Annotated in this window: 23 protein-coding genes; 16 read left to right on the top strand and 7 right to left on the bottom strand. The window is 62.0% G+C overall.

Annotation, left to right across the window (positions count from 1 at the left end; translation table 11 throughout):
* Positions 1-36: 36 nt before the first annotated feature.
* Together J0663_RS05500 and J0663_RS05495 are read left to right on the top strand one after the other, a co-directional pair.
* Positions 37-690 carry a thiamine phosphate synthase gene (locus J0663_RS05500; protein ID WP_207243447.1) on the top strand — a complete coding sequence of 218 codons (654 nt, stop codon included), beginning with the start codon at positions 37-39 and terminating at the stop codon, positions 688-690.
* A 10-nt stretch (positions 691-700) separates the two neighbouring features.
* Positions 701-1,783, top strand: coding sequence for a tetratricopeptide repeat protein (locus J0663_RS05495; RefSeq protein ID WP_207243445.1), 1,083 nt, complete (start codon positions 701-703; stop codon positions 1,781-1,783).
* A 19-nt stretch (positions 1,784-1,802) separates the two neighbouring features.
* On the opposite strand, the gene J0663_RS05490 is transcribed toward J0663_RS05495, so the two are convergent.
* Positions 1,803-3,545, bottom strand: coding sequence for a chemotaxis protein (locus J0663_RS05490; RefSeq protein WP_207243444.1), 1,743 nt, complete (start codon positions 3,543-3,545; stop codon positions 1,803-1,805).
* Between the two features lie 341 nt (positions 3,546-3,886).
* Between J0663_RS05490 and J0663_RS05485 the strand changes: the two genes are divergently transcribed.
* The 13 genes from J0663_RS05485 (at position 3,887) to J0663_RS05425 (ending at position 18,746) form a co-directional block, all read left to right on the top strand.
* Complete coding sequence (locus tag J0663_RS05485; RefSeq protein ID WP_207243442.1) at positions 3,887-4,216, top strand: STAS domain-containing protein; 330 nt, start codon at positions 3,887-3,889, stop codon at positions 4,214-4,216.
* Entirely contained in the window at positions 4,213-4,581 is a 369-nt protein-coding gene (locus J0663_RS05480) for a response regulator (protein ID WP_064804861.1), read from the top strand. Before J0663_RS05485 ends, J0663_RS05480 begins: the two co-directional genes overlap by 4 nt.
* Positions 4,578-6,626, top strand: a complete 2,049-nt coding sequence (locus tag J0663_RS05475) for a chemotaxis protein CheA (RefSeq protein WP_207243441.1) — start codon at positions 4,578-4,580, stop codon at positions 6,624-6,626. The genes J0663_RS05480 and J0663_RS05475 overlap by 4 nt, the downstream gene beginning before the upstream one ends.
* Positions 6,623-7,132 (top strand): chemotaxis protein CheW, encoded by a 510-nt coding sequence (locus J0663_RS05470; RefSeq protein WP_207243439.1) that lies wholly within the window; start codon positions 6,623-6,625, stop codon positions 7,130-7,132. The genes J0663_RS05475 and J0663_RS05470 overlap by 4 nt, the downstream gene beginning before the upstream one ends.
* Before the next feature lie 31 nt (positions 7,133-7,163).
* Positions 7,164-8,873 (top strand): methyl-accepting chemotaxis protein, encoded by a 1,710-nt coding sequence (locus J0663_RS05465; protein ID WP_207243437.1) that lies wholly within the window; start codon positions 7,164-7,166, stop codon positions 8,871-8,873.
* 245 nt (positions 8,874-9,118) lie between these two features.
* Positions 9,119-11,044 carry a HAMP domain-containing methyl-accepting chemotaxis protein gene (locus tag J0663_RS05460; RefSeq protein WP_207243435.1) on the top strand — a complete coding sequence of 642 codons (1,926 nt, stop codon included), beginning with the start codon at positions 9,119-9,121 and terminating at the stop codon, positions 11,042-11,044.
* Positions 11,045-11,212: 168 nt separating this feature from the next.
* The gene (locus J0663_RS05455; protein ID WP_207243434.1) at positions 11,213-13,030 is read left to right on the top strand and encodes a methyl-accepting chemotaxis protein; all 1,818 of its coding nucleotides are present in this window, start codon (positions 11,213-11,215) and stop codon (positions 13,028-13,030) included.
* The gene (locus tag J0663_RS05450; RefSeq protein ID WP_171049239.1) at positions 13,027-13,509 is read left to right on the top strand and encodes a chemotaxis protein CheW; all 483 of its coding nucleotides are present in this window, start codon (positions 13,027-13,029) and stop codon (positions 13,507-13,509) included. The genes J0663_RS05455 and J0663_RS05450 overlap by 4 nt, the downstream gene beginning before the upstream one ends.
* Positions 13,510-13,536: 27 nt before the next feature.
* Complete coding sequence (locus J0663_RS05445) at positions 13,537-14,394, top strand: CheR family methyltransferase (protein ID WP_207243432.1); 858 nt, start codon at positions 13,537-13,539, stop codon at positions 14,392-14,394.
* A gap of 8 nt (positions 14,395-14,402) precedes the next feature.
* A complete protein-coding gene (locus tag J0663_RS05440) occupies positions 14,403-15,500 on the top strand; it encodes a protein-glutamate methylesterase/protein-glutamine glutaminase (RefSeq protein ID WP_207243431.1) in 1,098 nt (365 codons plus the stop codon).
* A gap of 194 nt (positions 15,501-15,694) precedes the next feature.
* Positions 15,695-16,495: an inositol monophosphatase family protein gene (locus J0663_RS05435; protein WP_207243429.1), complete on the top strand. Its 801-nt coding sequence runs from the start codon at positions 15,695-15,697 to the stop codon at positions 16,493-16,495.
* A 112-nt stretch (positions 16,496-16,607) separates the two neighbouring features.
* Complete coding sequence (locus J0663_RS05430; protein ID WP_207243428.1) at positions 16,608-17,711, top strand: flagellar motor protein MotA; 1,104 nt, start codon at positions 16,608-16,610, stop codon at positions 17,709-17,711.
* Positions 17,712-17,714: 3 nt separating this feature from the next.
* Positions 17,715-18,746, top strand: a complete 1,032-nt coding sequence (locus J0663_RS05425) for a peptidoglycan -binding protein (protein WP_207243426.1) — start codon at positions 17,715-17,717, stop codon at positions 18,744-18,746.
* 226 nt (positions 18,747-18,972) lie between these two features.
* Here J0663_RS05425 and J0663_RS05420 read toward each other — a convergent pair whose 3' ends face one another.
* The 3 genes from J0663_RS05420 to J0663_RS05410 form a co-directional block, all read right to left on the bottom strand.
* The gene (locus J0663_RS05420; protein WP_064694384.1) at positions 18,973-19,161 is read right to left on the bottom strand and encodes a YegP family protein; all 189 of its coding nucleotides are present in this window, start codon (positions 19,159-19,161) and stop codon (positions 18,973-18,975) included.
* 160 nt (positions 19,162-19,321) lie between these two features.
* Positions 19,322-20,314: a Bug family tripartite tricarboxylate transporter substrate binding protein gene (locus tag J0663_RS05415; RefSeq protein WP_207243425.1), complete on the bottom strand. Its 993-nt coding sequence runs from the start codon at positions 20,312-20,314 to the stop codon at positions 19,322-19,324.
* Between the two features lie 137 nt (positions 20,315-20,451).
* Complete coding sequence (locus J0663_RS05410; protein ID WP_207243423.1) at positions 20,452-22,254, bottom strand: ABC transporter transmembrane domain-containing protein; 1,803 nt, start codon at positions 22,252-22,254, stop codon at positions 20,452-20,454.
* 192 nt (positions 22,255-22,446) lie between these two features.
* Between J0663_RS05410 and rpmE the strand changes: the two genes are divergently transcribed.
* Complete coding sequence (gene rpmE / locus J0663_RS05405) at positions 22,447-22,668, top strand: 50S ribosomal protein L31 (RefSeq protein ID WP_003566413.1); 222 nt, start codon at positions 22,447-22,449, stop codon at positions 22,666-22,668.
* A gap of 141 nt (positions 22,669-22,809) precedes the next feature.
* Here rpmE and rcdA read toward each other — a convergent pair whose 3' ends face one another.
* From rcdA to J0663_RS05390, 3 genes are all read right to left on the bottom strand, one after another.
* A complete protein-coding gene (rcdA, locus tag J0663_RS05400; protein ID WP_004679442.1) occupies positions 22,810-23,325 on the bottom strand; it encodes a protease adaptor protein RcdA in 516 nt (171 codons plus the stop codon).
* Between the two features lie 391 nt (positions 23,326-23,716).
* Positions 23,717-23,908, bottom strand: a complete 192-nt coding sequence (locus J0663_RS05395; protein WP_207243422.1) for a DUF1192 domain-containing protein — start codon at positions 23,906-23,908, stop codon at positions 23,717-23,719.
* A 147-nt stretch (positions 23,909-24,055) separates the two neighbouring features.
* A complete protein-coding gene (locus J0663_RS05390) occupies positions 24,056-25,336 on the bottom strand; it encodes an MFS transporter (RefSeq protein WP_207243420.1) in 1,281 nt (426 codons plus the stop codon).
* Positions 25,337-25,371 lie beyond the last annotated feature (35 nt).

Below are 25,371 nucleotides of genomic sequence, written 5' to 3'. Positions count from 1 at the left end.
TTCGAGAAGGGAATTCGCAGGAAACGGAAAGAGCTGATGACCGAACCGGAAAACCGCTGCCGCCTGGTGCTCATCGCACCCGATATCGCCGACGCCGATGAACAGGCGAAGATCGTTGCCGACGCGCTGAAGGGCGGCGACGTCGCCTCGGTGATCGTGCCGCAGTACGGGCTCGAAGACGGTGCCTTCCAGAGACATGCCGAGAAGCTGGTGCCGGTCATCCAGGATGCGGGGGCGGCCGCGCTGATATCAGGCGACAGCCGCGTGGCGGGACGGGCAAAGGCCGATGGCCTGCACCTTTCCGGCAATGCCGCGGCGCTGTCGGAGGCGATCGACAAACACGCGCCGAAGCTGATCGTCGGCGGCGGCAATGCGGCCGACCGGCATACGGCGCTGGAGATCGGCGAAGTGAGGCCGGACTATATCTTCTTCGGCAAGCTCGATGGCGACATCAAGCCGGAGGCGCATCCGAAGAACCTTGCGCTCGGCGAATGGTGGGCCTCGATGATCGAGATTCCCTGCATCGTCATGGGCGGCACCGATCCGGCCTCGGCGCTTGCCGTCGCCGAGACCGGAGCGGAGTTCGTGGCGCTGCGGCTGGCGGTCTTCGGCGAGCCCGCCCGAGCGCCGTCCGTCGTCGCCGAGATCAACGCCTTGCTTGACGAAAAAGCGCCACGGTTTGAGGATTGAAATCGCGCTCATGCCGATCCCGCCCATCCGTCTATTGAAATACCTCCTCGTCAGCATTGCCGCCTTGGTGGCGGCCGGGCCGGATATCGCCCTGGCACAGGCCCCCGAGAGCGTGATCAGCCAGCCGGGCACGGCGCCGGCTGCGACCTTCCGCAGCGACCGGCTTGGCGACGAAGGTGTGAAACCCTCCAATGGCGTCGGCGTGTTCGACCGGATGGGCGCGAAGCTGCCGGATCTTCCGCCGGAGAAGGACTACAAGGGTCCGATCGACGAGGCTTATGGCGCCTATCAGCGCGGTTATTATCTGACAGCGATGGACAAGGCACTGCCGCGCGCCCAGCTCGGCGATCCGGCGGCGCAGACGCTGATCGGCGAAATCCTCTCGCAGGGACTGGGCGTCAAGAAAGACGTCAAGAGTGCCGCCTTCTGGTATGGCAAGGCGGCTGAAGGCGGCGATGCGGCGGCGATGTTCAAATATGCGCTGATGCTGATGGAAGGCGAAGGTGTCGCGCGCGACAAAGTCAAGGCTGACGATTACATGCGCAAGGCGGCCGAAGCCGGCAATCCGTCAGCCGAATTCAACTGGGCGCAGATTGTCGTCGCCGACAATCCCGGCGAAAAGGGCCTGAAGCTCGCGCTGCCTTTCTACGAGAAATCGGCCGAGCAGGGCATTGCGGATTCGCAATATGCCGTGGCGCAGCTCTATGCGACGCTGAAGGACCTGCCGGAGGAAAAGAAGCAGCTCGCCCGTGAATGGATGGCGCGCGCGGCGCGCGCCGGTTTCGACACGGCGCAGCTCGATCTCGGCATCTGGCTCATCAACGGCGTCGGTGGACCCAAGGATTATGTCAAGGGTTTCGAATGGCTGAAACTTGCCGCCAATGGCGGCAATGTCGCTGCTCAAAACAAGCTCGCCCATCTCTATATCAACGCCATCGGCACGCCGCCCGATCCGATCGAGGCGGCGAAGTGGTACGTGCTGTCGCGGCGTGCCGGGCTTGCCGATCCGGCACTCGAGGATTTTTATCTCGGCATCGAGGACCATCAGCAGAGGGCGGCGATCGATGCCGCCAACAGATTCCGGCGCCGATAGCGGCCGCGTGTTTCATACTCTAGAAGAGCGCCTCGGCGAAAAGATCCTCGTCGTTTCCGGTTTTGGTGGACTCGGCAGGCACTGGGCTACCTTCCTCGATTGCCGGAATGATGTCGCGATGGATGCTGCGCTCCTGGACCATCGTGTAGAGCTTGAAGATCTTGCGGTCGAGCGGTGCGATGGTGTCAGCGAGATCGGAGATATCGGCGACATCGGTACCGGCGACGCCTTCGAGCACATCGGCGCAGTGGGCAAGGACATCGCCGAGCTCGTGCTGAAAGTCGAGCTTGCCGATCAGCAGGCCGATCTTGGTGGCGACCTCGCGGCCGTTCTCGGCGAGCACCTTCAGCTCGTTTTCCATGACGTTGGCCGCGGAACGGATGTTGCCGACCGCCGAGGTGAGGCTCTCGCCCAGCCCGCCGGAGCCGGTGTGCGCGGCGGGTGCCACTCGCCCTGCAGCGGCTTCGAGCGCCGGCAGGCCGTTGACGATGGCGTCGGCGGACTCATCGAGCTTGCCGGCGAAAACGCGCAGCTCAGCGGTGACAACGTTGATCGATTTGCCTTCCTCGCCAAGCCGGCTGCAGCGCAGGTTGGTATTCAAAGCCATATAATGAATGTCGGTCTTGACGGCGCGGATGTTGGCGATGGCCTCTGAAAGCTTCGCGGCCGTGCCGATCGTAGAGTGGCTTACCTGGTCCGCCTGCCGGCTTGCCGTGTCGACCTGCTTGACGATCTCGTGGGCGGCGGAAACACTGGATTCCAGCGCGCGCATGAAATTGCCGCCGGCTTCGCCGCTTTCCGTTCCCATCTGATCGCGCAGCCTAAGGATTTCCCGCATGTCGTGATCGAAACTTCCAATCGTCTTGACGACGTTTGCCGACTCCCGCTGGAAGTTGACGCACATATCGTTGATCTGCGCCGCGGTCAGATGGTGAACGACATTCTGGAGACGCTGGCGCGCACCGGCGTCGAGCATGGCGCCATCTTCGCCGGCAAGGAAATCTTCAAGCAGCGAAAAGGTTGCCTGTACGTGCTCGATGCGCTGACGGGTGATATCGCCGATCTGCAGCGCCGATAGAGTCGAACTGACCTTGCTCTGGACAGCGCGCGCGATCACACCAACCTCACGGGCCAGGACGCCGAGGTTCTTGCGGTGTTCGGCGATCTTGGCGGCATCATCGCGCAGAGCTCCGGCGACGGCCGGAACGGTATCGGCATAGCTCTTGGAGACGTTGGCCCCAAAGGATGCGGCGAGTTTGACCTCCTTCTCGAGACTGTCGAGATGGGCGGCGAAGCGATTGACCTCATCGGTGCCCGAATAGATTCGCTCAAGGATCTCCTGGGCGAAGCCGGCGAATTCGGCAAGGCCGGCGCCGGTGATCTTTACGGTCACGGCAAAGGTCCTGAGATAACGCATCGTCTCCTGCATGTCGGCAACGTGCTTGCGCAGTTCCCTGCCGGTCTGCGCCAGCGCGATGAGCGCCTGCTGGCGATTTTCTTCGGTAGCCGGCAATGCGGTCAGGCTTTCCACGGTTGCGCGGAGATCGGCGCTGGTATCGCTCGCTTCCGTGGAATCGAGTGCCTTGGCCACACTCTCGAGGGAGTTCAGCAGCCGGTTGAGGACATCCATGACCGACAGCAGCACCGACCCGCCTTCGAGAAAACGCTCCTCGACTTGGCTGCGGGCGGATTCCAGGCTCTGACTGATCGCCCGTCCGGATGTGAAGGCTGCGGCGTTGGATGTTACCAGAGCGTGTGCCACATTTGTACCTTTTCTTAAAAACACGGGCCATTTGACTCTATTTCTACGCGCAGGATGGAAATGTCCGGTAAACGCGCCAGACTCGTCCACGTTGTGATTAATGAAAGGTGTGAGACCAGGCTATCGGTGCGGTGCATGGCCAAGCGAGACCATTTAAGATTCTGTTTTCACTTTATTTATCTCTAAATTTTGAGAGAAAGATACAACTTATTCCGGATGAGAATTAGGAGTCGCGGGATGCGCTTCACGGCGGTTTTCTACAACCTCTGTTTACGCTGCATTAACGCTGTCGTGAGAGTCCTCTTAGGGTCGAAAGTATTTCTCGAGCCCAGGAGGCTGCATTGAATACTCAGAGCCAATATTATGAATCTATAAATTTGCCGGGCGTTCTAAGCATTCGGCATGTGTCTGAATTACACTCCAAGCTCAACGGCGAGTTTCGTAGTAAAAATTCTATCAGCATTAGCATTGCCGCTGATGCCGAGGCTGACCTTAGTTTCATTCAACTTATCGAGGCGGCGCGTCGTCAAGCGAAAGCCGACGGAAAGACGTTCAGCCTTTCTTCTCCCGCCAGCGGTTCAGTGCTGAAGGTACTTGAGCGTGCCGGTTTCATCGAATCCTTCGATCACGAAGACTTAAAGTTCTGGTTGCATAAAGAGGTGACATTATGAGTGCCAACATCCTGACGGTAGACGATTCCGCCAGCATCCGCCTGACGACAAAGGTCACGCTGACCAATGCCGGCTACAGTGTCACCGAAGCGGTCAACGGAGCGGAAGGTCTGATGGCCGCCAAGGGCAGCAGCTTCGATCTGATCGTAACCGATCTCAACATGCCTGTTATGGACGGGCTGACGATGATCGAGGAACTGCGCAAGCTGCCGGCGCAGGCGGGCGTGCCGATCATCTTCCTGACGACGGAGTCGGACGCCGATCTCAAGGCCCGTGCCAAGGCTGCCGGCGCGACAGGCTGGCTGACGAAGCCGTTCGACCCGGAAAGTCTCGTGAAGATCGTGAAGAAGGTCCTCGGGAGATGAGTACGCTCGACCCCGTCGCCGTATTCCGGATGGAGGCTGCCGAATGCCTCGAAGCGATCGAGGCCGGTCTCCTCGATCTGACACACGATCTCGACAACAAGGATCTTGTCGACGCCGTATTCCGCGGGCTCCACACGCTCAAGGGCTCGGGCGCGATGTTCGGTTTCGAGGCGCTAGCCGCCTTCACCCATCATTGCGAGACGGCCTTCGACCGTGTTCGCAAGGGCGAGGTCGCGGCGACCAGCGAACTCGTCGCCGCCGTTCTCTCTGCTCAGGACCATATGCGTGCCCTCGTCGACCAGCCCGACGCCGATCACGGCGACAATGGGAATACGCTTCTGGCGCAGCTGCAGGCTGCGGTCGGGGGGAAGACCGCGGCAGCGGCCCCGGCGGTTCTCGGGGTTCCCGCGGCGGTGCGAGAATCTCCTGCAAAAAAGAAGAACAACTGGCGCATCCGCTTCAGCTTGCCTGCCAATTCAATGGCCAACGGCACCAACCCGCTCGGCCTGTTGGACGAATTGCGCGATCTCGGCGAGTGCACAGTGCGCGCCGACACTTCGGCCATTCCGCCTCTCGACGAGTTCACGCCGACGGAACTCTACATCTTCTGGGATGTGACGCTGATCAGCGAACAGGACCGTTCGGCGATCGACGACGTCTTCATCTTCGTGCTCGACGACATGGAAATCAGCGTCGAGGAGATCGACGGCGCGGCTGGGGCAATACCCGCCCCGGCTGAGGCAAAGCCGCTGTCTGCCACTGCCGCCACGGCATCGCCGGCGCCAGTCCCGGCGCCCGCCGTGCCTGAATTCCGTCCCGTCGAAGCGGTCCCCGCCAAGCGTGAGGCGCCAGCCGCCAGCCAGGCGAAGGCGGCCGAGAATGTCCGCGTTCCGGCCGAGCGTCTCGACGAGTTGATGGACCGCGTCGGCGAGCTTGTCATCGCGCAATCGCGCCTTAGCCAGCTCGCCAGCGCTAGCGCCGATATTGCGTTGCGCTCTGTCTCGGAAGAAATCGAACGCCTGTCCGGTGAATTGCGCGACACGATGATGGTGCTGCGCATGGTGCCGGTCGCAACGCTCTTCTCCCGCTTCCGCCGTCTTGTCCACGATCTCGCCCGCGAGACCGGCAAGGTGATCGAGCTGGTCACCGAGGGCGAGACCACCGAAGTCGACAAGACGGTGATCGAACGACTGGCCGATCCGCTGGTGCACCTGGTGCGCAACTCAATCGATCACGGCCTCGAGGCTCCTGCCGAGCGCCTTGCCGCCGGCAAGTCAGAAGCGGGCACGGTGACGCTTTCCGCCCGCCAGGCCGGCGGCGAGGTGATCATCTCGATCAAGGACGACGGCCGCGGCATCGATCGCGAACGGGTTCGCGCCAAGGCGGAATCTTCCGGCCTTATCCATCCCGGCCAGCCTCTTTCCGACTCCGAGCTCTTGCAGCTGATCTTCGCTCCCGGCTTCTCGACGGCGGCGGCAATCACCAATCTATCCGGGCGTGGCGTCGGCATGGACGTGGTCAAGAAGACGGTCGAAGCCCTTCGCGGCGCGATCGACATCGTCAGCGTGCCGGGACAAGGTTCGGAAGTGTCGCTGCGCATTCCGCTGACGCTCGCCATCATCGACGGGCTGCTGGTGCGGGTCGGTTCCGGCCGCTACGTCATCCCCCTCTCGGCAGTCGAGGAATGCCTCGAACTGTCGCTCGAGGAAGATCTGCGCTCACGTGGCCGCAGCTTCATCTCGCTGCGGGACAGCCTGGTGCCGTTCCTGCGCCTGCGCGACCTCTTCCGCACCGGCACCAAGCCCGACGTGCATCAGAAGGTCGTCGTCATCTCCACAGGCACGGAGCGGGTCGGCCTCGTCGTCGACCAGATCATCGGCGACCACCAGACGGTCATCAAGTCGATGTCGAAACTGCACAATGACGTGGCGACCTTTTCGGGCGCCACCATTCTCGGCGACGGCAGCGTCGCCCTCATTCTTGACGTCGGGCACTTGGTTGCCGCGGGTCAGCAACAGGAGGCGCAATTGCGGGTAGCAGGATGAGTGCAGCAGCGACAGCCGGACGGTTCGACAATCACTGGAACTACGCCGAGGAAGTCGAGGTGCTGACCTTCGATCTCAACGGTGAGACCTTCGCTCTCGAAGCGGTCATCGTCCAGGAAATCCTGGACTTGTTGCCGGAGACCGCGGTGCCGGGTAGCCAGCCCTTCGTCGCCAGCGTCATCAACTTCCGCGGCAAGGTCATTCCGCTGGCCGACCTGCGTCTCGCCTTCGGGATGGAAGCGGCAGAGGCGACGATCGACAGCCGTTTCATCGTCATCGAGATAGATCTGCAGGGCGAGCCGACGCTCGTCGGCCTCAGAACCGACAAGGTGAACGAGGTGACCACCCTTGCGCAGACCGCGAGCGAGGCGCCGCCGAGCGTCGGCATGCGCTGGCGCGCCGACTACATCAACTGCCTGGTGAAGAGGGGCGGGGAGTTCATCATTCTCCCGAATCTGCAGGCGATTTTTTCATCGCGGCATGATGCGGCGGGGGCCGTCAACTGACGCAGGATGAATCAAATTGGGGGTTAAACCGATGCGACTGACAATCAAGACCAAACTGGTGACCGCGTTCACCTTCATCATCCTCATGCTCTTAGGCACGGCCGCGTACGGTATCTTCAGCCTCGGATCGCTGAACGATACGATCGGCAATCTCCTTGCCGGCCCGGCAGCCCGCCTCGACCTCGCGCAGCAGATCAACATCGCGCAGCTAGAAGCTATCCGCCAGCAGAAGAACCTGCTTACCGCCCGCACTGCCGAAGAAAGTGCCGGTGCGATCGACAAGGGCAACCAGGCTCGCAAGGATTTCGGCGACGCCTTCAACCAGGTGCTCGCGCTTGCCACGGAAGAAGGAAAGGCGCGCTGGGCGCGTATTGCCGAGCATTCCAAGACGTTCAACGCGGCCGACGACCAGATCCGCGACTATCTGAAGGCTGGCAATGCGGAGGGTGCAAACATCGTCTCCATCACGGCGGCGCGTACCGCTGCCAACGAGATCGACTCGACGCTCGCCGAAATTCTGGCGCTTGAGAAGCAGCGCATGAAGACCGCCGACGCCGATGCCGACGCGCAGTATGTGACGACACGCACGACGATGATCGCCGTCGCCGCCGTTGCACTCGTAATTGCCGCGATGACCGCCTTCTGGATCGCCAGCTCGATCAGTAAGGGCCTCAGCCGCGCCAACAGCGTGGTTCGCGAAGTGGCGGAAGGCGATCTGACGAAGATGGCCGACATCACCAGCCATGACGAAATCGGTGAGCTTCTGGGCAACGTCAACATCATGATCGAACGCCTGCGGGGCGTCGTCGCCGACGCGCTTTCGGCCGCCGAAAACGTCTCGTCCGGCAGCCAGCAGCTCTCGGCAAGCTCCGAGCAGGTGTCGCAGGGCGCCAGCGAACAGGCGGCGTCGGCCGAAGAGGCCTCGGCCTCGATGGAACAGATGGCCGCCAACATCAAGCAGAACGCAGACAATGCCGCCCAGACGGAGAAGATCGCCCGGCAGTCGGCCAAGGATGCGGAAGCGAGCGGGGAAGCGGTAACGCGTGCTGTCGACGCCATGCGCACGATTGCCGAGAAGATCGGCATCGTCCAGGAAATCGCCCGCCAGACCGATCTGTTGGCTTTGAACGCTGCCGTCGAGGCCGCCCGCGCCGGGGAACACGGAAAGGGTTTTGCGGTGGTTGCCTCGGAAGTGCGCAAGCTTGCCGAACGCAGTCAGTCGGCCGCCGCCGAGATTAGCTCGATGTCGAGCGACACGGTCAAGGCTGCCGCCGACGCCGGCGAGATGCTGGGCCGGCTGGTGCCCGATATCCGCAAGACAGCGGAGCTGGTCTCCGAAATCAGCGCCGCCTGCCGCGAACAGGATATCGGCGCCTCGCAGATCAACGAGGCGATCCAGCAGCTCGACAAGGTGACGCAGCAGAACGCCGGCGCCTCCGAGCAGATGTCGGCCACCTCCGAAGAGCTCGCTTCCCAAGCCGAGGAACTGCAGGCTTCCATCGCCTTCTTCAAGGTCGATACGGCAGGCAGTGCCCGCTCCGGCGTCCAGAGGGCCCAGACGAATACTTCCGGCAGGGTGCTCACGGCTCAGACCAGCGTCCGCAAACCTTTCCCGCAGGCGCAAAGCCAGGGCCGCGGCCAGACGGTTTCCGCCCAGCAGCAGCGCCTCAAGGGCTTTGCTCTCGATATGTCGATGGGCGGCCCGGATGCCGGCGACGACGATTTTAGGGAAAGCGCCTAGGCGCTCCCGTGAAAGCGCCGGGAACGCCTTCGCCTCACTGTGATCCCTCGGGCTGCTCCGGTGGCCCGAGGCGGAAATATCCCCAACGCGTGTAGGCGTTGGCGCTGCGACCGATCGATGTCCGGCTGCCGGGAAGTGAATGCAATCGCTTTCCCTCTTTCAGACATGTGACTTTGAAGTTCAATGTTCCCTAGACGGGAACGTCGCTATCCAATCGTTTTGACGCGTAGAATTGGGGTTATCACATGCGTTTCACCATCAAACTCAAATTGAGTCTCGCTTTCGGGATCATGACGCTGCTGCTGGTCGGCATCGCGGTCTATGGAAGCTTCAGCCTCGGCACCTTAAACGAGGCGAGCGGCAAGATGATCGACGGCCCGATGCGGCGCCTGGAACTGGCGCTGAACGCCAACATCGCCGAAGTCAATGCCATTCGAGCCCAGAAGAACGCGCTGCTTTCCACCGATCCCGGCGCTGCCGCCGGCTTCTACAAGGAAGCCGACGAGAACCTCCAGGCGATGTTCGATGCCGTCGACGCCGGCCTTGCCATCGCGTCTCCGGAAGGCAAGCCCCATTGGGAGAAGCTGCGGACCATGGGCGGGAAATTCCGTGAAAAATCCGCCGAGCTGCAGCACCTGGACGCTCGGGGGGACAAATCAGGTGCTTTGGCGCTTTCGCTTGGCGATCTGAGAACGATGACCAACGAGATGGGTGACGCGATCACCGCCCTCACCGAGATCCAGCGCAAGGGCATGCAGGCGACCGACCATTCCAACACCGAGCTTTACAACTCGACCAAGCTGATCCTTACGGCGGCATCAGGTCTCGCCGTACTTATCGCGCTTGGTGCTGCGCTCTGGATCACGCTCGGAATCAACAACGGCCTACGAAAGATCGCGACTGTTGCAAATGCCGTCGCCATCGGCGATCTCAACCAGACGGCCGATGTCAGGACCAATGACGAGATCAAGGATCTCATCAACACGGTCAATACCATGACCGCCAATCTGCGCGCCACGGCGGCTCTCGCCGATCAGATCGCCATCGGCGATCTCACCACCGATGCCAAGCCGCTTTCGGATAAGGATACGCTCGGCATCTCCATGCAAAGCATGATCGCCAACCTCAGGACCACGGCAGGGATCGCCAATCAGATTGCAAATGGCGATCTCACCGTGTCCCCGAAGCCGCTCTCCGACAAGGATGCGCTGGGCATCGCTCTGGAGCAGATGGTCGAGCGCCTGCGTGGCGTCGTCGCCGATGCGATTTCAGCTGCGGAGAATGTCTCTGCCGGAAGCCAAGAGCTTTCGGCAAGTTCGGAACAGGTGTCGCAGGGCGCCACCGAACAGGCTGCGTCGGCCGAAGAGGCCTCCGCCTCGATGGAGGAGATGGCCGCCAACATCAAGCAGAACGCAGACAACGCCGCCCAGACCGAGAAGATCGCTCGGCAGTCGGCCAAGGATGCGGAAGCGAGCGGCGAAGCGGTCTGTCGGGCGGTCGATGCCATGCGCACGATCGCCCAGAAGATCGGCATCGTGCAGGAAATTGCTCGCCAGACCGATCTGCTTGCCCTCAACGCGGCTGTGGAAGCGGCACGTGCCGGGGAGCATGGCAAGGGTTTTGCGGTCGTCGCCTCGGAAGTGCGCAAGCTCGCCGAACGCAGCCAGTCGGCTGCAGCCGAAATCAGTTCGATGTCGAGCGATACCGTGACGGCAGCCCAGGAAGCCGGCGACATGCTTGGTCGCCTGGTGCCCGATATCCGCAAGACGGCGGAACTCGTCTCCGAGATCAGCGCCGCCTGCCGCGAGCAGGATATCGGTGCTGCCCAGATCAACGAGGCGATCCAGCAGCTCGACAAAGTGACGCAGCAGAATGCCGGCGCCTCCGAACAGATGTCTGCGACCTCGGAAGAGCTCGCCTCTCAGGCGGAAGAACTGCAGACCTCGATCGCCTTCTTCAAGGTCGACATGGCTGGCAGCCGTCGTGATCGTGCGCCGGCCGTCAAGATGACGGTACGGGGTGCAGCTCCCATCGCTGCGCGCAAGCCTGCGGCCAAGAAACCGGCTGCCGGTAGCGTGGCCGCCCAACAGGCTCGTGCGAAGGGGTTTGCTCTCGACATGTCGATGGGCGGACCGGATATGGCGGACGAAGAATTCCGCGAGAGCGCGTAGCGCTCTTCGGACACAGGACTGGGGGCGCGGCGACAGCGGCCCCAGCATCGAACCGGTGCATGGACGCACTTGGTCCTGCCGGCCCTGCCGGCAACGCATGAAGCGTTTCACGACGGCACTATGTGCGATTTCGCGGAATACCCGCTGCGGTACTAACGAGGGCTTGAAATGCGCTTCACAATCAAACTCAAACTAAGCTTGGTGTTCGGTTTCATCGTTCTGCTCACGTGCGGCATGGCCGGTCTTGCGATCTATAATCTTTCGTCGTTGAACACGCAGATATCGATCATGGTCGCCGGTCCGGTCGCCAACCTGCGCAATTCGGGCGATCTTTCCGATGCCGTCATGCGCTCTATCCGCGCCGAAAAGGACGCGATCATCAATACGGATCCGATCAAGATTACAGGCTATGTCGAGGAGATTGCGCAACAGCACGAAGTCATCAAGACACTGCAGGGCCGTCTTGCCGCCTCGAAAGATGCGGAGATCAAGAAGGAGATGGCCGAGTTCAGTGATCTCTATAGTAAATGGACCACGGTGCAGGATCGCATCGCCGGTCTCGCCACCGAGAATACGACGGAATCCAATGCTCAAGCCGGCGTCATCTCGATGGGCGAAGGGCAGCAGGCGACGGCCCATCTGCTCGGTATTCTCACCAAGCTGAACGACACCGTGACAGCCAATCTCGCGGAAACGGATGCGGCCACCAACGAGCAGTATGCCCAATCGCGTAATCTGCTTGTCATGATGACGATTGGTTTGATCTTTGTCTCGTCGGCGGCCGCGATCTGGATCCTGCTTAACATCTCCCGCGGCCTGATGCGCGCCGTCAACCTCGCCGACGCCGTCAGCATCGGGGATCTCGAGCAGAAGATAGAGCATAAGAGCAATGACGAAATCCGCGATCTCGTCAATTCGATGAGCAGGATGACGGCAAATCTGCGCAACACCGCGACGATCGCCAACCAGATTTCGAACGGCGACCTCATGGTGTCCCCGAAGCCCCTTTCGGAGAAGGACACGCTCGGCATCGCGCTCGAACAGATGGTCGAGCGGCTGCGCGGCGTCGTCGCCGATGCCATCTCGGCCGCAGAGAATGTTTCCGCCGGCAGCCAGCAGCTTTCGGCAAGTTCCGAGCAGGTATCTCAAGGTGCCAGCGAACAGGCCGCGTCGGCGGAAGAGGCGTCGGCCTCAATGGAGGAGATGGCCGCCAATATCAAGCAGAACGCAGACAATGCCGCACAAACGGAGAAGATCGCACGGCAGTCGGCCAAGGACGCGGAAGCCAGCGGTGATGCGGTGACGCGCGCCGTGCAGGCGATGCGGACCATTGCCGAGAAAATCAGCATCGTTCAGGAAATCGCTCGTCAGACAGATCTTCTCGCTCTCAATGCGGCTGTGGAAGCGGCGCGTGCCGGCGAACACGGCAAGGGCTTTGCGGTGGTCGCGTCGGAAGTGCGCAAGCTTGCCGAACGCAGCCAGTCAGCCGCTGCGGAAATCAGCGCCATGTCGGGCGATACGGTCAAGGCCGCCCAGGAAGCCGGCGACATGCTCGGCCGGCTGGTGCCCGACATCCGCAAGACGGCGGGACTCGTTGCCGAAATCAGCGCCGCCTGCCGCGAGCAGGATGTCGGTGCGGCCCAGATCAACGAAGCGATCCAGCAGCTCGACAAGGTGACTCAGCAGAATGCCGGCGCCTCCGAACAGATGTCGGCGACCTCGGAAGAACTTGCCTCCCAGGCGGAAGAACTGCAGACCTCGATTGCCTTCTTCAGGGTCGATACAGCAGACAACCGCCAGTCACGCGCGCCGGCCGTCAAGATGACTACCCGCAGCCCGGCCCCCAGCGCCGCCCGCAAGCCGGCGATAAAGAAACCGGCGGCCAGCAGTGTCGCCGACCAGCAGGCGCGGGTGAAAGGTTTCGCTCTCGATCTCTCCATGGGCGGTCCCGATGATGGTGACGCCGAATTCAAGGAAAGTGCATGATCATGGCAACGACATCTCTGGAAGCGCAATTCGTGACCTTCAGCCTCGGCGAGGAGATTTTCGCCGTGCCGGTCGAGGTCGTGCGGGAGATCCTCGACTATGCGGAAGCGTTCAAAATTCCGAATGGTCCCGACTATCTGCTCGGTCTGCGCGACGTGCGCGGGCAGGGCGTGCCGACCATAGACCTTCGATTGAAGCTCGGCATGACGAAGACGGTGCCGACGCCACATACACGGGTGCTCGTGCTCGACGTGCCGATGGAAAGCCGGCTGCTAACGCTCGGCCTCGTCGCCGACCGCGTCTTCGAGGTTACGCCGTTCCGGCGTGACCAGATCGAGGCGGCGCCCGACATCGGCGTGCGCTGGCGTTCGGACTATATTGCCGGTGTCGTTCGCCGGGAAAACGGGTTCGTCGTCATCATCGATCTCGCGCGGCTTTTGTCGCGCGAGGATGCCTCGGCTCTGCAATCGGCGGCCTGACCGCGCATTAACGGAGTACTGCGTTCCATGAGTATGGCAGCAATGGCGGAAACCCAATTGCCGGGCGACCGGATCAGCAAGCGCAATTTCGACAAGCTTGCCAGGTTCATCTACGACTATAGCGGCATCAAGATGCCGCCGACCAAGCTGACGATGCTCGAAGGGCGGCTGCGGCGCCGCCTTCGCGCGACCAATCATTCGACCTTCGACGATTATTGCGACTTCCTGTTCAATCACGACGGCCTCGCCCAGGAAACCGTCTACCTGATCGACGTGGTGACGACGAACAAAACTGACTTCTTCCGCGAAGCCAAGCATTTCGACTACCTGCAGAGCGTGGCGTTGCCGGCGATCGCCGGCAGCGGTGTTCGCACCATTCGCACCTGGAGTTCGGCCTGCTCGACCGGAGCCGAGCCCTATACGATGGCGATGGTGCTGGCGGAATTCACCGAAGGCCGTAGCGATGTCTCCTACAGCGTGCTGGCGACCGATCTTTCCTCCGACGTGCTGCAAACGGCGCGCCGGGGCATCTATCCGGACGATCTGATTGCGCCGGTGCCACGCGACCTGCAGCGCAAATATGTGCTGACAGCCAAGCAGCCGGATCGGCGGGAAGTGCGCATCACGCCGAAATTGCGCAGCAGGATTGGTTTTGCCCGCATGAACCTGATGGACGAGAAATACCCGATCGGCGAACCGATGCACGTCATCTTCTGCCGCAACGTGCTAATCTATTTCGACAAGCAGACTCAAGCGGGCGTCCTCAACCGTCTATGCGATTGCCTGGCGAAGGGCGGTTATATGTTCATCGGCCATTCCGAGTCGATCACCGGCTTCGACTTGCCGCTGAAGCAGGTCTCGAACACGGTGTTCCAGCGTATCTAGAGGCATTCATGCGCAAGAAAATCCGCGTTCTCATCATCGACGATTCCGCCAGCGTTCGTCAGACGCTGGCCCATGTTCTGGAGCAGGATCCCGAAATCGAGATCATGGCGGTGGCGTCCGATCCTTTCGTGGCGGCACGCAGGCTCTTGGAGGAGACCCCCGACGTCATTACGCTCGATGTGGAGATGCCGCGCATGGACGGCATTACTTTTCTGCGCAAGCTGATGGCACAGCGGCCGATTCCGGTGGTCATGTGTTCATCGCTGACGGAAGCCGGTTCGGAAACGCTGATTCAGGCGCTGGAGGCCGGCGCCGTCGACGTTATTCTGAAATCGAAGATCGGCGCCGCCGACGGCCTTGCCGACGATGCGATGCGCATCCGCGAAGTCGTCAAGAGCGCCTCGCATGCACGACTCACGACTGTGCGCCGCGCCGCCGGCTCCATCCGCTCGGCTTCGGCGGAAGGGCCGGCCAGGAAGCTGACAGCGGATGCCATGCTGCCGCCGCCGACGGGTCGGGCGATGGCGAAGACAACAGAGATGGTGGTTTGCGTCGGCGCCTCCACCGGCGGTACCGAAGCGCTGCGCGAATTCCTGGAGGAATTGCCGGCCAATGCGCCGGGCGTGGTGATCGTTCAGCATATGCCGGAAAAATTCACCGCCGCCTTCGCCAAGCGGCTGAACGGGCTTTGTGAGGTCGAGGTCAAGGAAGCCGCCGACGGCGATCCGGTGCTGCGTGGGCATGTGCTGATCGCGCCGGGCGACAAGCACATGCTGCTCGAACGCCAGGGCGCGCGCTATCATGTCAGCGTGAAGACCGGACCGCTGGTGTCGCGCCACCGCCCGTCGGTCGACGTGCTCTTCCGCTCGGCGGCGCGTTCGGCCGGATCGAACGCCATGGGGATCATCATGACCGGGATGGGCGACGATGGCGCGCGCGGCATGCTGGAGATGCATGAGGCCGGCGCCTACACCGTCGCGCAGGACGAGGCGAGTTCCGTCGTTTTCGGCATGCCGAAGGAGGCGATCGCCAGGGGCGGCGTCGACCGTATCCTGCCGCTCGATCAGATCGCCCGCGAAGTGCTGATGACGCAGCAGAAGTTCTGAAGCCGGTGCGATGGGCAGACAACGCCGGCGGTTTCCGGCACGGCACGGCTGCCATTCGCGCCTCCTCTTGAAATTTCCACGATTTTGTGGTCTTGAGGCCGCCAATCTTTGCAGCGCTGCCTGTCATGCATGTTCAGGGACATTTCCCGCCCCTGGCAGCGCGCGTCCCGTATCAGTCCCAAGGAAATGCGCCGATGGCCCGTTCAGCTCTTCTCAATGTCATGGTTCAGGCTGCTCTCAAGGCAGGAAAATCACTGGGGCGTGATTTCGGCGAGGTGCAGAACTTGCAGGTTTCGGTGAAGGGACCGGGCGACTTCGTTTCCACCGCCGACCGCAAGGCCGAGAAGATCGTCCGGGAAGAGCTGCTCAAGGCACGCCCGACCTATGGTTTTCTCGGCGAGGAAAGCGAAGAGATCAAGGGCACCGACGGCGCGCATCGCTGGATCGTCGATCCGCTCGACGGCACGACGAACTTCCTGCACGGCATCCCGGCCTTCGCGGTCTCGATTGCGCTCGAACGCAACGGCGAGATCGTTGCCGCCGTCGTCTTCAATCCGGCGACCGACGAACTCTATACGGCAGAGCGCGGCGGCGGCGCCTTCCTCAATGACCGGCGCCTGCGCGTTGCTGCGCGCCGCGTGCTGTCGGATTGTGTCATCGGCTGCGGTGTGCCTGCACTCGGCAAGCGCAATCACGGCAAATTCCTGGTCGAACTTCGCCATGTCATGGGCGAAGTGGCGGGTATCCGCCGCCTGGGTTCGCCGACGCTCGATCTCGCCTATGTCGCCGCCGGACGTTTTGACGGTTTCTGGGAGGCCGAGCTTGCACCCTGGGACATGGCGGCCGGCATCCTGCTCATCCGTGAAGCCGGCGGTTTTGCCACCGATTGGGATGGCGGAACGGCCATCCTGGAGGCGGGCGCGATCGTCGCCGGCAACGAACACATTCACAAGGCGCTGATCGAGGTGATCAAGCGGCCAATCCCCGCAAAGTGAGCGCCTGAAAAACCGGCTGTTGTAAAGTCACGGTTTTCACCCCGGCATACTTCAATTCGGCACAATGTTGCTCTAGTCTCCGCCAGCAATGAGTTCGGAGGCTGCTGAACCTATGGAAAATGTGAATGTGGCGGAGATCGGCTCCACCGAAAAGACGGCCGGCGGTTACACCTACAGGCTTTCGAGCCCCATGCCCTTCCTCTGGACGATGCTGCTTTTCCTCGTCATCGTCGGTTTCATTGCCGCCATTCTCTTCCGGCAGACGCAGGCTGCCTTTATGCATAATCCGGGTCTCAACGGCCTGATCGTCGGCGTTCTCGCGGTCGGAATCATCCTTGTTTTCAATCATGTGTTGGCGCTTCGCCCCGAAGTGCGCTGGTTCAACTCGTTCCGCGCCGCCGGCAGCGCCGACAAGGTCAACCGCAATCCGCGGCTGCTTGCGCCGATGCGGGCGCTGATCGGCAGCCGCAAGAGCTCGGTGGCGCTGTCGACGACGGCACTGCGCTCGATCCTCGATTCGATCGCCACCCGCCTCGACGAATCGCGCGACGTTTCGCGTTACCTGATCGGCCTGCTGGTGTTCCTCGGCCTGCTCGGCACTTTCTGGGGCCTGATCGGCACCATCGGCTCGATCAGCATCGTCATCCAGTCGCTCGATGCCGGCTCGAACGGCACGGGGGACGTGCTCTCGGCGCTGAAGGAAGGGCTTTCCATGCCGCTTTCGGGCATGGGCCAGGCCTTCTCGTCGTCGCTGCTCGGCCTTTCCGGGTCGCTCATTCTCGGCTTCCTCGACCTGCAGGCCGGCCGCGCGCAGAACCGCTTCTACACGGAGCTGGAGAACTGGCTTTCATCCGTTACGGATGTCGGCTCCGATCTCGCGCCGGCGCTTGACGCCGTTTCCGGCTCCTCCTCGGAAGATATGCGCGCGCTCTCCGATTATCTGCGCAAGGTCTCCGAAGAGGGCGGCATCGGCAGCCAGCGTTCTGTCGCCGCCATGGCGAGCCTTGCCGAAGGCATTCAGGGTCTGGTCAAGAACATGCGCAACGAGCAGCAGATGCTGCGCGACTGGATCGAGGCGCAGCAGGACGAGGCGAAGGCGATGCGCCGCACGCTCGACCGGCTGGCCGAACGCATCGGGCTGCAGGAGCGGGGAGCCGACAAGGCCGAGCGCCACCGCGACCGCGCGAGCCAGACCGAGAAGAGCGAGGGCAAGTAAGCCATGGCCCTTGCCCGCAACCGCCGCCGCGAACGCACGGTGGATTATTGGCCGGGCTTCGTCGATGCGCTGTCGACGCTGCTCATCTCGATCATGTTCCTACTGACGGTGTTCGTCGTCGGGCAGTTCATTCTCAGCCGCGAGATCACCGGGCGTGACGAGGTGCTCAATCGCCTCAATAGCCAGATCAACGAGCTGACGCAGCTTCTGGCGCTCGAAAAGGGCAGCAATCAGGACCTGCAGGATTCCGTCGCCAACCTGCAGGCTTCGCTTGCCAGTGCCGAGGGCGAGCGCTCGCGGCTGCAGGCGCTGCTGAACGCCGGTTCGGGCGGGCAGGACGCGGCGCAGAAGCGGATCGGCGCGATGACGCAGGAGCTCGACGAGCAGAAGCAGGTGAGCGAACGAGCGCTCAGTCAGGTCGAACTGCTGAACCAGCAGATTGCAGCGCTTCGCAGCCAGATCGCCGCCGTCGAAGCAGCGCTTCAAGCGTCGGAGGAAAAGGATCGGGTCTCGCAGACCAAGATCGCCGATCTCGGCAGCCGCCTCAACGTGGCGCTTGCTGCGCGCGTGCAGGAACTGAACCGCTACCGTTCCGACTTCTTCGGTCGTTTGCGCGAAATCCTTTCGGACCGCGAGAATATTCGCATCGTCGGCGACCGGTTCGTCTTCCAGTCGGAGGTGCTGTTTCCGTCAGGGAGCGCCGATCTCAATCCGGAGGGACAGACCGAAATGGCGAAGCTCGCCGCGGCACTGCTCGATCTCGCCAAGGAAATTCCGCCCGAGATCAACTGGGTGCTGCGCGTCGACGGCCATACCGACAATGTGCCGCTTGCCGGGACGGGCCGCTATCGTGACAATTGGGAGCTTTCCTCGGTACGCGCGATTTCGGTCGTGAAATTCCTGATCGGTCAAGGTGTACCGGCCGACCGGCTCGTTGCCGCCGGCTTCGGCGAATTCCAGCCGATCGCACCCGGCAACAGCCCGGACGCGCGCGCCACCAACCGTCGCATCGAGCTGAAGCTGACCGAGAAGTAATCAGCTCGACGTTGTCCGTCGCGCCTCCTTGAGCCGGTCGGCGAGAAGGCGCGCACAGCTGGGCTGTCGCTGAGCCCGATCGCCGTCATTAGGTACCGGCCGCGGCGGCGGCATCGCCGGTTCGTGCTGGAAGAAATGGCACGTACGGGTCGGCAGCAATAACCCAGGCGCCGCGCAAGGGCGCATAAAAAGCCGGGCGGCATTCATGCCGCCCGTGCCGTCATGCTCAGGCTTCGGCCTTTGTCTGGTCGACGATTTCGGCGCCGGAGGTGTTCTTCTTGATGGATTCGATAGCATTCAGGGCGGACGCCTTCGCCTTGTAGCCCTCGGAACTGAACATGGTTTCCCCGTTCGATGCCTTGAAGCGGAAACGGAATTCGCCTGATTTATCCTTGTAGACTTCGAATTTATACATGGATGTCTCCCGAAACGCTGAATTGCACCATCAGCGCCGAGGAGGCTAGATCAAAATGGCGAGCTTTTCCACTGCCTTAATGAGAATTGAGCTACCTGGCGCTGAATTGCAGCCCATCGAAATCTGGCACGAGATATATCTGGACACACGTCCTCGCGCATCATTCCATCTGGATGTTTGCGCCCTTCACGACCGGCCCCCATTTGGCGAGCTCAGCTTTTACATGGGCGGCAAGTTCATCCGGTGTCGAGCCGACAATCGCGGCGCTGAACTCCTTCATGCGTTCGGCGACGGCGGGGTCGGCGAGCGCTTTTTTGGCCGAGGCATTGAGGCGCATCACTACCTCGCTCGGTGTCTTTGCCGGAGCGAAGAGCGCATTCCAAGTATAGGTCTCGTAACCTGGAATGCCCGATTCCGCGACCGTCGGCACGTCTGGGAAGGAGGGCGCGCGCTCGGCCGTCGTCACCGCCAACGCTCTCAGCGTGCCCGCCTTGATGTGGCTGGACGAGGAGGGCAGGTTGTCGAACATGATCGGCACCTGGTTGCCAATGACGTCGTTCAATGCCGGACCCGCGCCCTTATAGGGGATGTGCTGCATGCTGACGCCGGCCATGGACTTGAAGAGTTCGCCGGAAAGATGCAGCGGCGTGCCGTTGCCCGACGAGGCGTAGCTGTATTTGTCGGGCTCGGCCTTGAGCAGGGCGATCAGCTCCGGCACTGTCTTTGCCGGCAATTCCGGATTGACGACCAGCACATTCGGCACGACGACGAGCAGCGAGACCGGCGCGAAATCCTTCTCGGGATCATAGGGGGTCGATTTGAGGATCAGCGGATTGAGAGCATGGGTCGCGACAGTGCCCATCAGAATGGTGTAGCCATCGGGCTCCGCGCGAGCGACGTTGCCGGCCCCGAGATTGCCGCCGGCGCCGGCGACGTTCTGGACGATCACCTGCTGGCCGAGATCCTCCGACATCTTCTGCGCGACGATGCGCGCGACGACATCGGTCGAGCCGCCGGCCGCGAAGGGCACGACCATGGTGATCGCGCGATCGGGAAAATCGGCGGCAACGGCCGACCTGCCGAGCCCCAGCGTTGCAGTCAGGCCAAGAGCGAGCGCAAGGCCCGTGCGTCGCGTCATTTTTGAAAGCGCCATTCCTATCTCCTCCCACGATTTCAACAGCAATCCCCACCCAGGGGCATGAAGAGAGTAGGGCGGGAGGCGGGAAAAACAACCGCGGGAGACGCAGCCGAAGCCAGACTTTAGTCGCTGTGCGATCAGGCGGCTGCCGGCTACTTTGCGGCGGCGAGAACATCTTCGTTAGCGGCGTCGAATTGCAGCCGGGCGAGGCGGGCATAGATGCCGCCGTGGCGGATCAGACTTTGATGCGTGCCTTCCTCGACGACCCGCCCCTGATCCATGACGAGGATGCGGTCGGCCTTCAGCACGGTTGCCAGGCGATGGGCGATGACCAGCGTCGTGCGGCCGTCTACGAGCCCGTCGAGCGCCTTCTGCACCAAGGTCTCGCTTTCGGCATCGAGCGCGGAGGTCGCCTCGTCGAGCAGCAGCACGGGTGCGTTCTTCAGGATGGCGCGGGCAATGGCGATGCGCTGTCGCTGACCGCCGGAGAGGGTAACGCCGCGTTCGCCCACCTCGGTCTCATAGCCATTCTCCAGCCGGGCGATGAATTCGTCGGCCTGGGCGGCAACGGCGGCGGCGCGGACGTCCTCACGCGACGCACCGGGGCGGCCGAAGGCGATGTTTTCATGGATCGACGCGGCGAAGATGGTGACCTCCTGCGGCACGATCGCGATGCGCTGGCGCAACTCGTCAGGTGTCGTCAGCCGGGCGTCGACACCGTCAATGGTCACGCTGCCCTGCTGCGGATCGTAGAAGCGCAGCAGCAGTGAAAAGACAGTGCTCTTGCCGGCGCCGGAGGGGCCGACGATGGCGACGGTTTCGCCCGGGGTGACTGCAAAGTTCAAGCCATGCAGGGCCGATTTGCCGGGACGCGAGGGATAGGCGAAATGCACGCCGGAAAATTCGACGCGGCCACGGCTGAGCGAAGGGAGGGTTTCAGGGTTGGCGGGGGCTGATATCGGCGAGACCTCGTCGAGAAGCTCGGTCAGCCGGTCGGCAGCGCCGGCCGCTTGTGAGAGTTCGCCCCAAACCTCGGACAGCGCGCCGAGCGACCCCGCCGAGATGACGGCGTAGAGCAGGAACTGGCCGAGCGTGCCGGCAGACAAGGTGCCGGCAAGCACGCTGTGGGCGCCGACCCAGAGCACGGCAACGACGCTGCCGAAGATCAGCGTGATGGCGATGCCCGTCAGCAGTGCGCGCGAACGTATGGCGGCGCGAGCAGCCTCATAGGCCGATTCGACGGCGCTGCCGTATCGTGTCGCTGCGGCATCCTCGCCGTTGAAGGCCTGTACCGTCCGAGTCGCGGCGATCGTCTCATTGGCGAAGGCGGACGCTTCGGCAAGCGTATCCTGGGCGGCGCGGGAACGCCTGCGCACTGAGCGGCCGAAGGCGACGAGCGGGAAGACGATCAGCGGGATCGCTCCGATGACGAGGCTCGACAGTTTTGGTGAGGTGACGACCATCATGCATATGGCGCCGAGACAGAGAATGAGGTTCCTGAGCGCCACCGAAGCGGTTGCGCCGACGGCCGACTTGATCTGCGTCGTATCGGCGGTCAGTCGCGAGACGATCTCGCCGGACTGGTTGACGTCGAAGAAGGAGGGCGACAGCCGCGTCACATGGCTAAAGACGTCGCGGCGAAGATCGGCGACGATGCGCTCGCCGATGGTGATGACGAAATAATAGCGTAGCGCGCTCGCGATCGCGAGCACGACGGCCATGACCATCAGCATAGCGAAGTAACTGTTGATGAAGCTGCCGTCGGACCGCGTGAAGCCGTGATCGATCATCCGGCGCACCGCAAGCGGCAGCGCCAGCGAGGTGACGGCGGCAAGCGCCAGAGAAATCAGCGCGCCCGCTACCAGGCCGCGATAACGCATGACATAAGGCGCCAGCCTGCCAAGCGGCCGCAGTGACCGCCCCTTGTTTTCCTCAGCCCGTGCCTGCTCTGCCAAATCGTCTCCGTTCGCCTACAGGACCCGCGCAATGCGGTCTGTTGGCTCTTGTTATCTAGGCGTCCTTCATGTATAGGCACCGCATCCTAATGGGAAGCCGTAGCCATCCGACTGCGGCTTCATTTATTCAATCGGTTCGGTGGCCGCAACTGCATGCGGCAAATTGAACTCCGGTATCGCAGGAAGATTGTTATGAAGGCAGGCATCCATCCCGACTATCACATGATCAAGGTAGTCATGACCGATGGCACCGAATACGAAACCCGCTCGACCTGGGGTTCGGAAGGCGCTGTCATGAATCTGGAAATCGATTCCAAGTCGCACCCGGCGTGGACCGGTGGCAACCAGCAGCTCATGGACCGCGGCGGCCGCGTTTCCAAGTTCAACAAGCGTTTCGGCGGCCTCGGCCTCTAATCGCTTCTGCTCGATGGAATTTGAAAAGAGCCCGGTTCTGCCGGGCTTTTTTGCGTTTGCGCAATGGCGATGGCTAACGGCAACAAAAAACCGGCCGCGCAATGCACAGCCGGTTTCATTGGAATTTTCTCAAAAATCGGATCAGTTGTTTCCGAAGGCCGTCTGCAGCAGGGAAAGCTGCGCCTGGACGCTGTTCTGATTGTCGTGAACGATCACGGCTTCGGCCGGGCGGTAGATCTCGCGATCCAGCAGGGCGATGCGGTTCTGCAAGCGCAGGGAGCGCTCAACGAGGTCCCGGAAGGATTCCGGCAAATCGCCCCAGCCGGGTGCTGCGCGGTCGACGTTGAAACCGTCGAGGCGGACCTTGTTCTTCTCGGCCAACACCTGATCGCGGGACATTTCGCCGTTGTTGACGGCGCGCTGCAGCAGCAGCCAGGAGGCCATCTGCATCAGCCGGGTGGTCAGCCGCATCGATTCCGCGGCGTAGAGGACGGATGCCATGCGCGGCAAAACCTTGGAGGCTGCGCGGCCCTGGCCATCGAGATAGGCGGCGGTCTCTTCGACGAGCGACATGCCTTCGGCATAGAGCGCCTTGAACTGTGAGGATGCAGCCGCGCGGCCCGCAAAACTGATCGTGTTCAATCCAACTTCCGACATCGCAATAGTCCCTGTTGCACGCAGCTACTTATGGTCAGGTAACGCCGGGATCGACGGAAAAGTTTCCGGGTCCGGTCTTTATGACTTTAAGATGGTATCATTAGCGCAAATGCGCAAGCCGTTTCTTAAGAAAGGGTTAATCTCCACAGTTTCATGGAAATGCGGCGGCTGCAGCAAAAAGAAGAGCCGCAAAAGCGGCTCTCAAGGTAAAACAGGGAGAAAAATCAGACCAATTCACCGCATGGAAAACTGTCTGAGATCCAGAGAAAATCTGGATGAATATAGTAATACCTTATAAAGCTTAATATTTTATTAATATTGTGCCGAATGAGGACTTGAGGCAGGCTCATTTTGCCTGCCTACAGTCTTGTTTTTGGAGGCTTTCAGCGAGTCACGAGCGGAAGAAGCTTTCCGCCGCCTGCCGTCCTGAGGCCTTGCGGGCGGCTTCGGCTTCGAGGCGGACGATCTCTGCTTTCAGCATTTCCACCCGCGCCTTCAGTTCGTCCACCGAAAGCATGGAGAGATCGGCGCCGATCTCGTGGGTGGGTTTTTTCTGCGGCCGGTCGTCATCGATAAAGCTCATGGGTTCCTCCGTTTGCTGCTGGCAGCATGATGCCGAAATATGCGGGCGATACGGAATCTAGGCCGATCTGGCCTAAATCCAGCCTCGCCTGGAGCATTTCCGTTTTCGCGAGCATGGACAAACCGCAGCGCGCTTTTGCTGGAGGCTCTATCCGAACTTTACAGCAGGATCGCTGCCTTCCGGAGACTTGCCGGCGCCGCGGTCGGCCAGTGACATGCTCTGCGGTGTCAGCATCGGCGATGTGGCTGTCGGGATTGTCGTATAGGCGTCGCGGTCGCTGGCCGGGACGGCGGCGCGGATGCGGCTTCTGATAATGGCATAGGCGGTGATCAGCACATGGGCGACGGCTGTGACCACGAAAAGCGCATGCGGTGTGATCGCCGACATGACGGGACCGCCGAGCGTCGGGCCGATGACCGTGCCGATTCCATAGAGGAGCAGCAGGCCGCCGGAGACCTTGACGAAATCCTCCGACGCGGCGAAGTCGTTGGCGTGAGCGACAGCGATCGGATAAAGCGTATTGGCAACCGCGCCGTAAAGGACGACGAGCCCGATCAGCAGGGCGGGCGATGTGGGGTGGAGCAGAAAGATCAGCAAGCCGGCGAGAGCAGCGATCGCCGACAAGGCGGCAAGCACGTAGCGCCGGTCGATACGATCAGAAAGCCGACCGGCCGGCAGCTGCATCAGTGCGCCGGCGAAGATGGTGGCGCTCATCATAACGGCGATGCTCGTATCGGAGAGGCCGGCGCCGGCGCCGAATACAGGGGCGAGCGTGCCGTAGGCACCGTTGGCGATGCCGACAAGCAGGATGCCAAGGCAGGAAACTGGCGAGTTGCGGTAGAGCGCCGGCAGGTCGAGGCGCACCGCCTTCAGCGGCTGCGGCGAAGCGGCGGTCGACAGCGTCGTCGGCAACATGGCGATGCAATAGAAGATGCCGCAGATCATGAAGAGCACCGGCGTGCCCACGTCTTCGAGCGGGATCATCATCTGGCCGCCGACGACGCCGAGCAGGGTGATGCCGATATAAAGCGAGAAGATCGCGCCGCGGCTCTCGTTACTGGCGCGCTCGTTCAGCCAGCTCTCGATGATCATAGAGGTGCCGGCTGTGGAGAAGCCGGTCACGGCGCGCAGGACCACCCACCAAAACGGATCGATGATGATGCCGCTGACCAGCGCGATGATGGCGATGATCGAGATGAAGCCGGAAAAGGCTCTGACATGGCCGACGCGGCGCACCAGTTTCGGCGCCACCAGGCAGCCGATGACGAAGCCTCCTGCCCATGACGTACCGAGCAGGCCGAGCGTCGTAGCGGCGTAGCCTTCGAGATTGCCGCGCACCGGAAGCAGGATGCCCTGCAGACCATTGCCCATGAAAAGAAAGAGCGTGCCAAAGAGCAGCGCGGCGACGGACAGCAGATTTCTCTTCATTTCCCCAGACTCGGTCTTAAGCGGTTTGCAATGGA

The sequence above is a fragment of the Rhizobium lentis genome (assembly GCF_017352135.1).
Taxonomy (GTDB): Bacteria; Pseudomonadota; Alphaproteobacteria; order Rhizobiales; family Rhizobiaceae; genus Rhizobium; species Rhizobium lentis.
The sequence above is the reverse complement of the archived record's forward strand: the minus strand, read 5'-3'. Positions and strand labels throughout refer to the sequence as shown.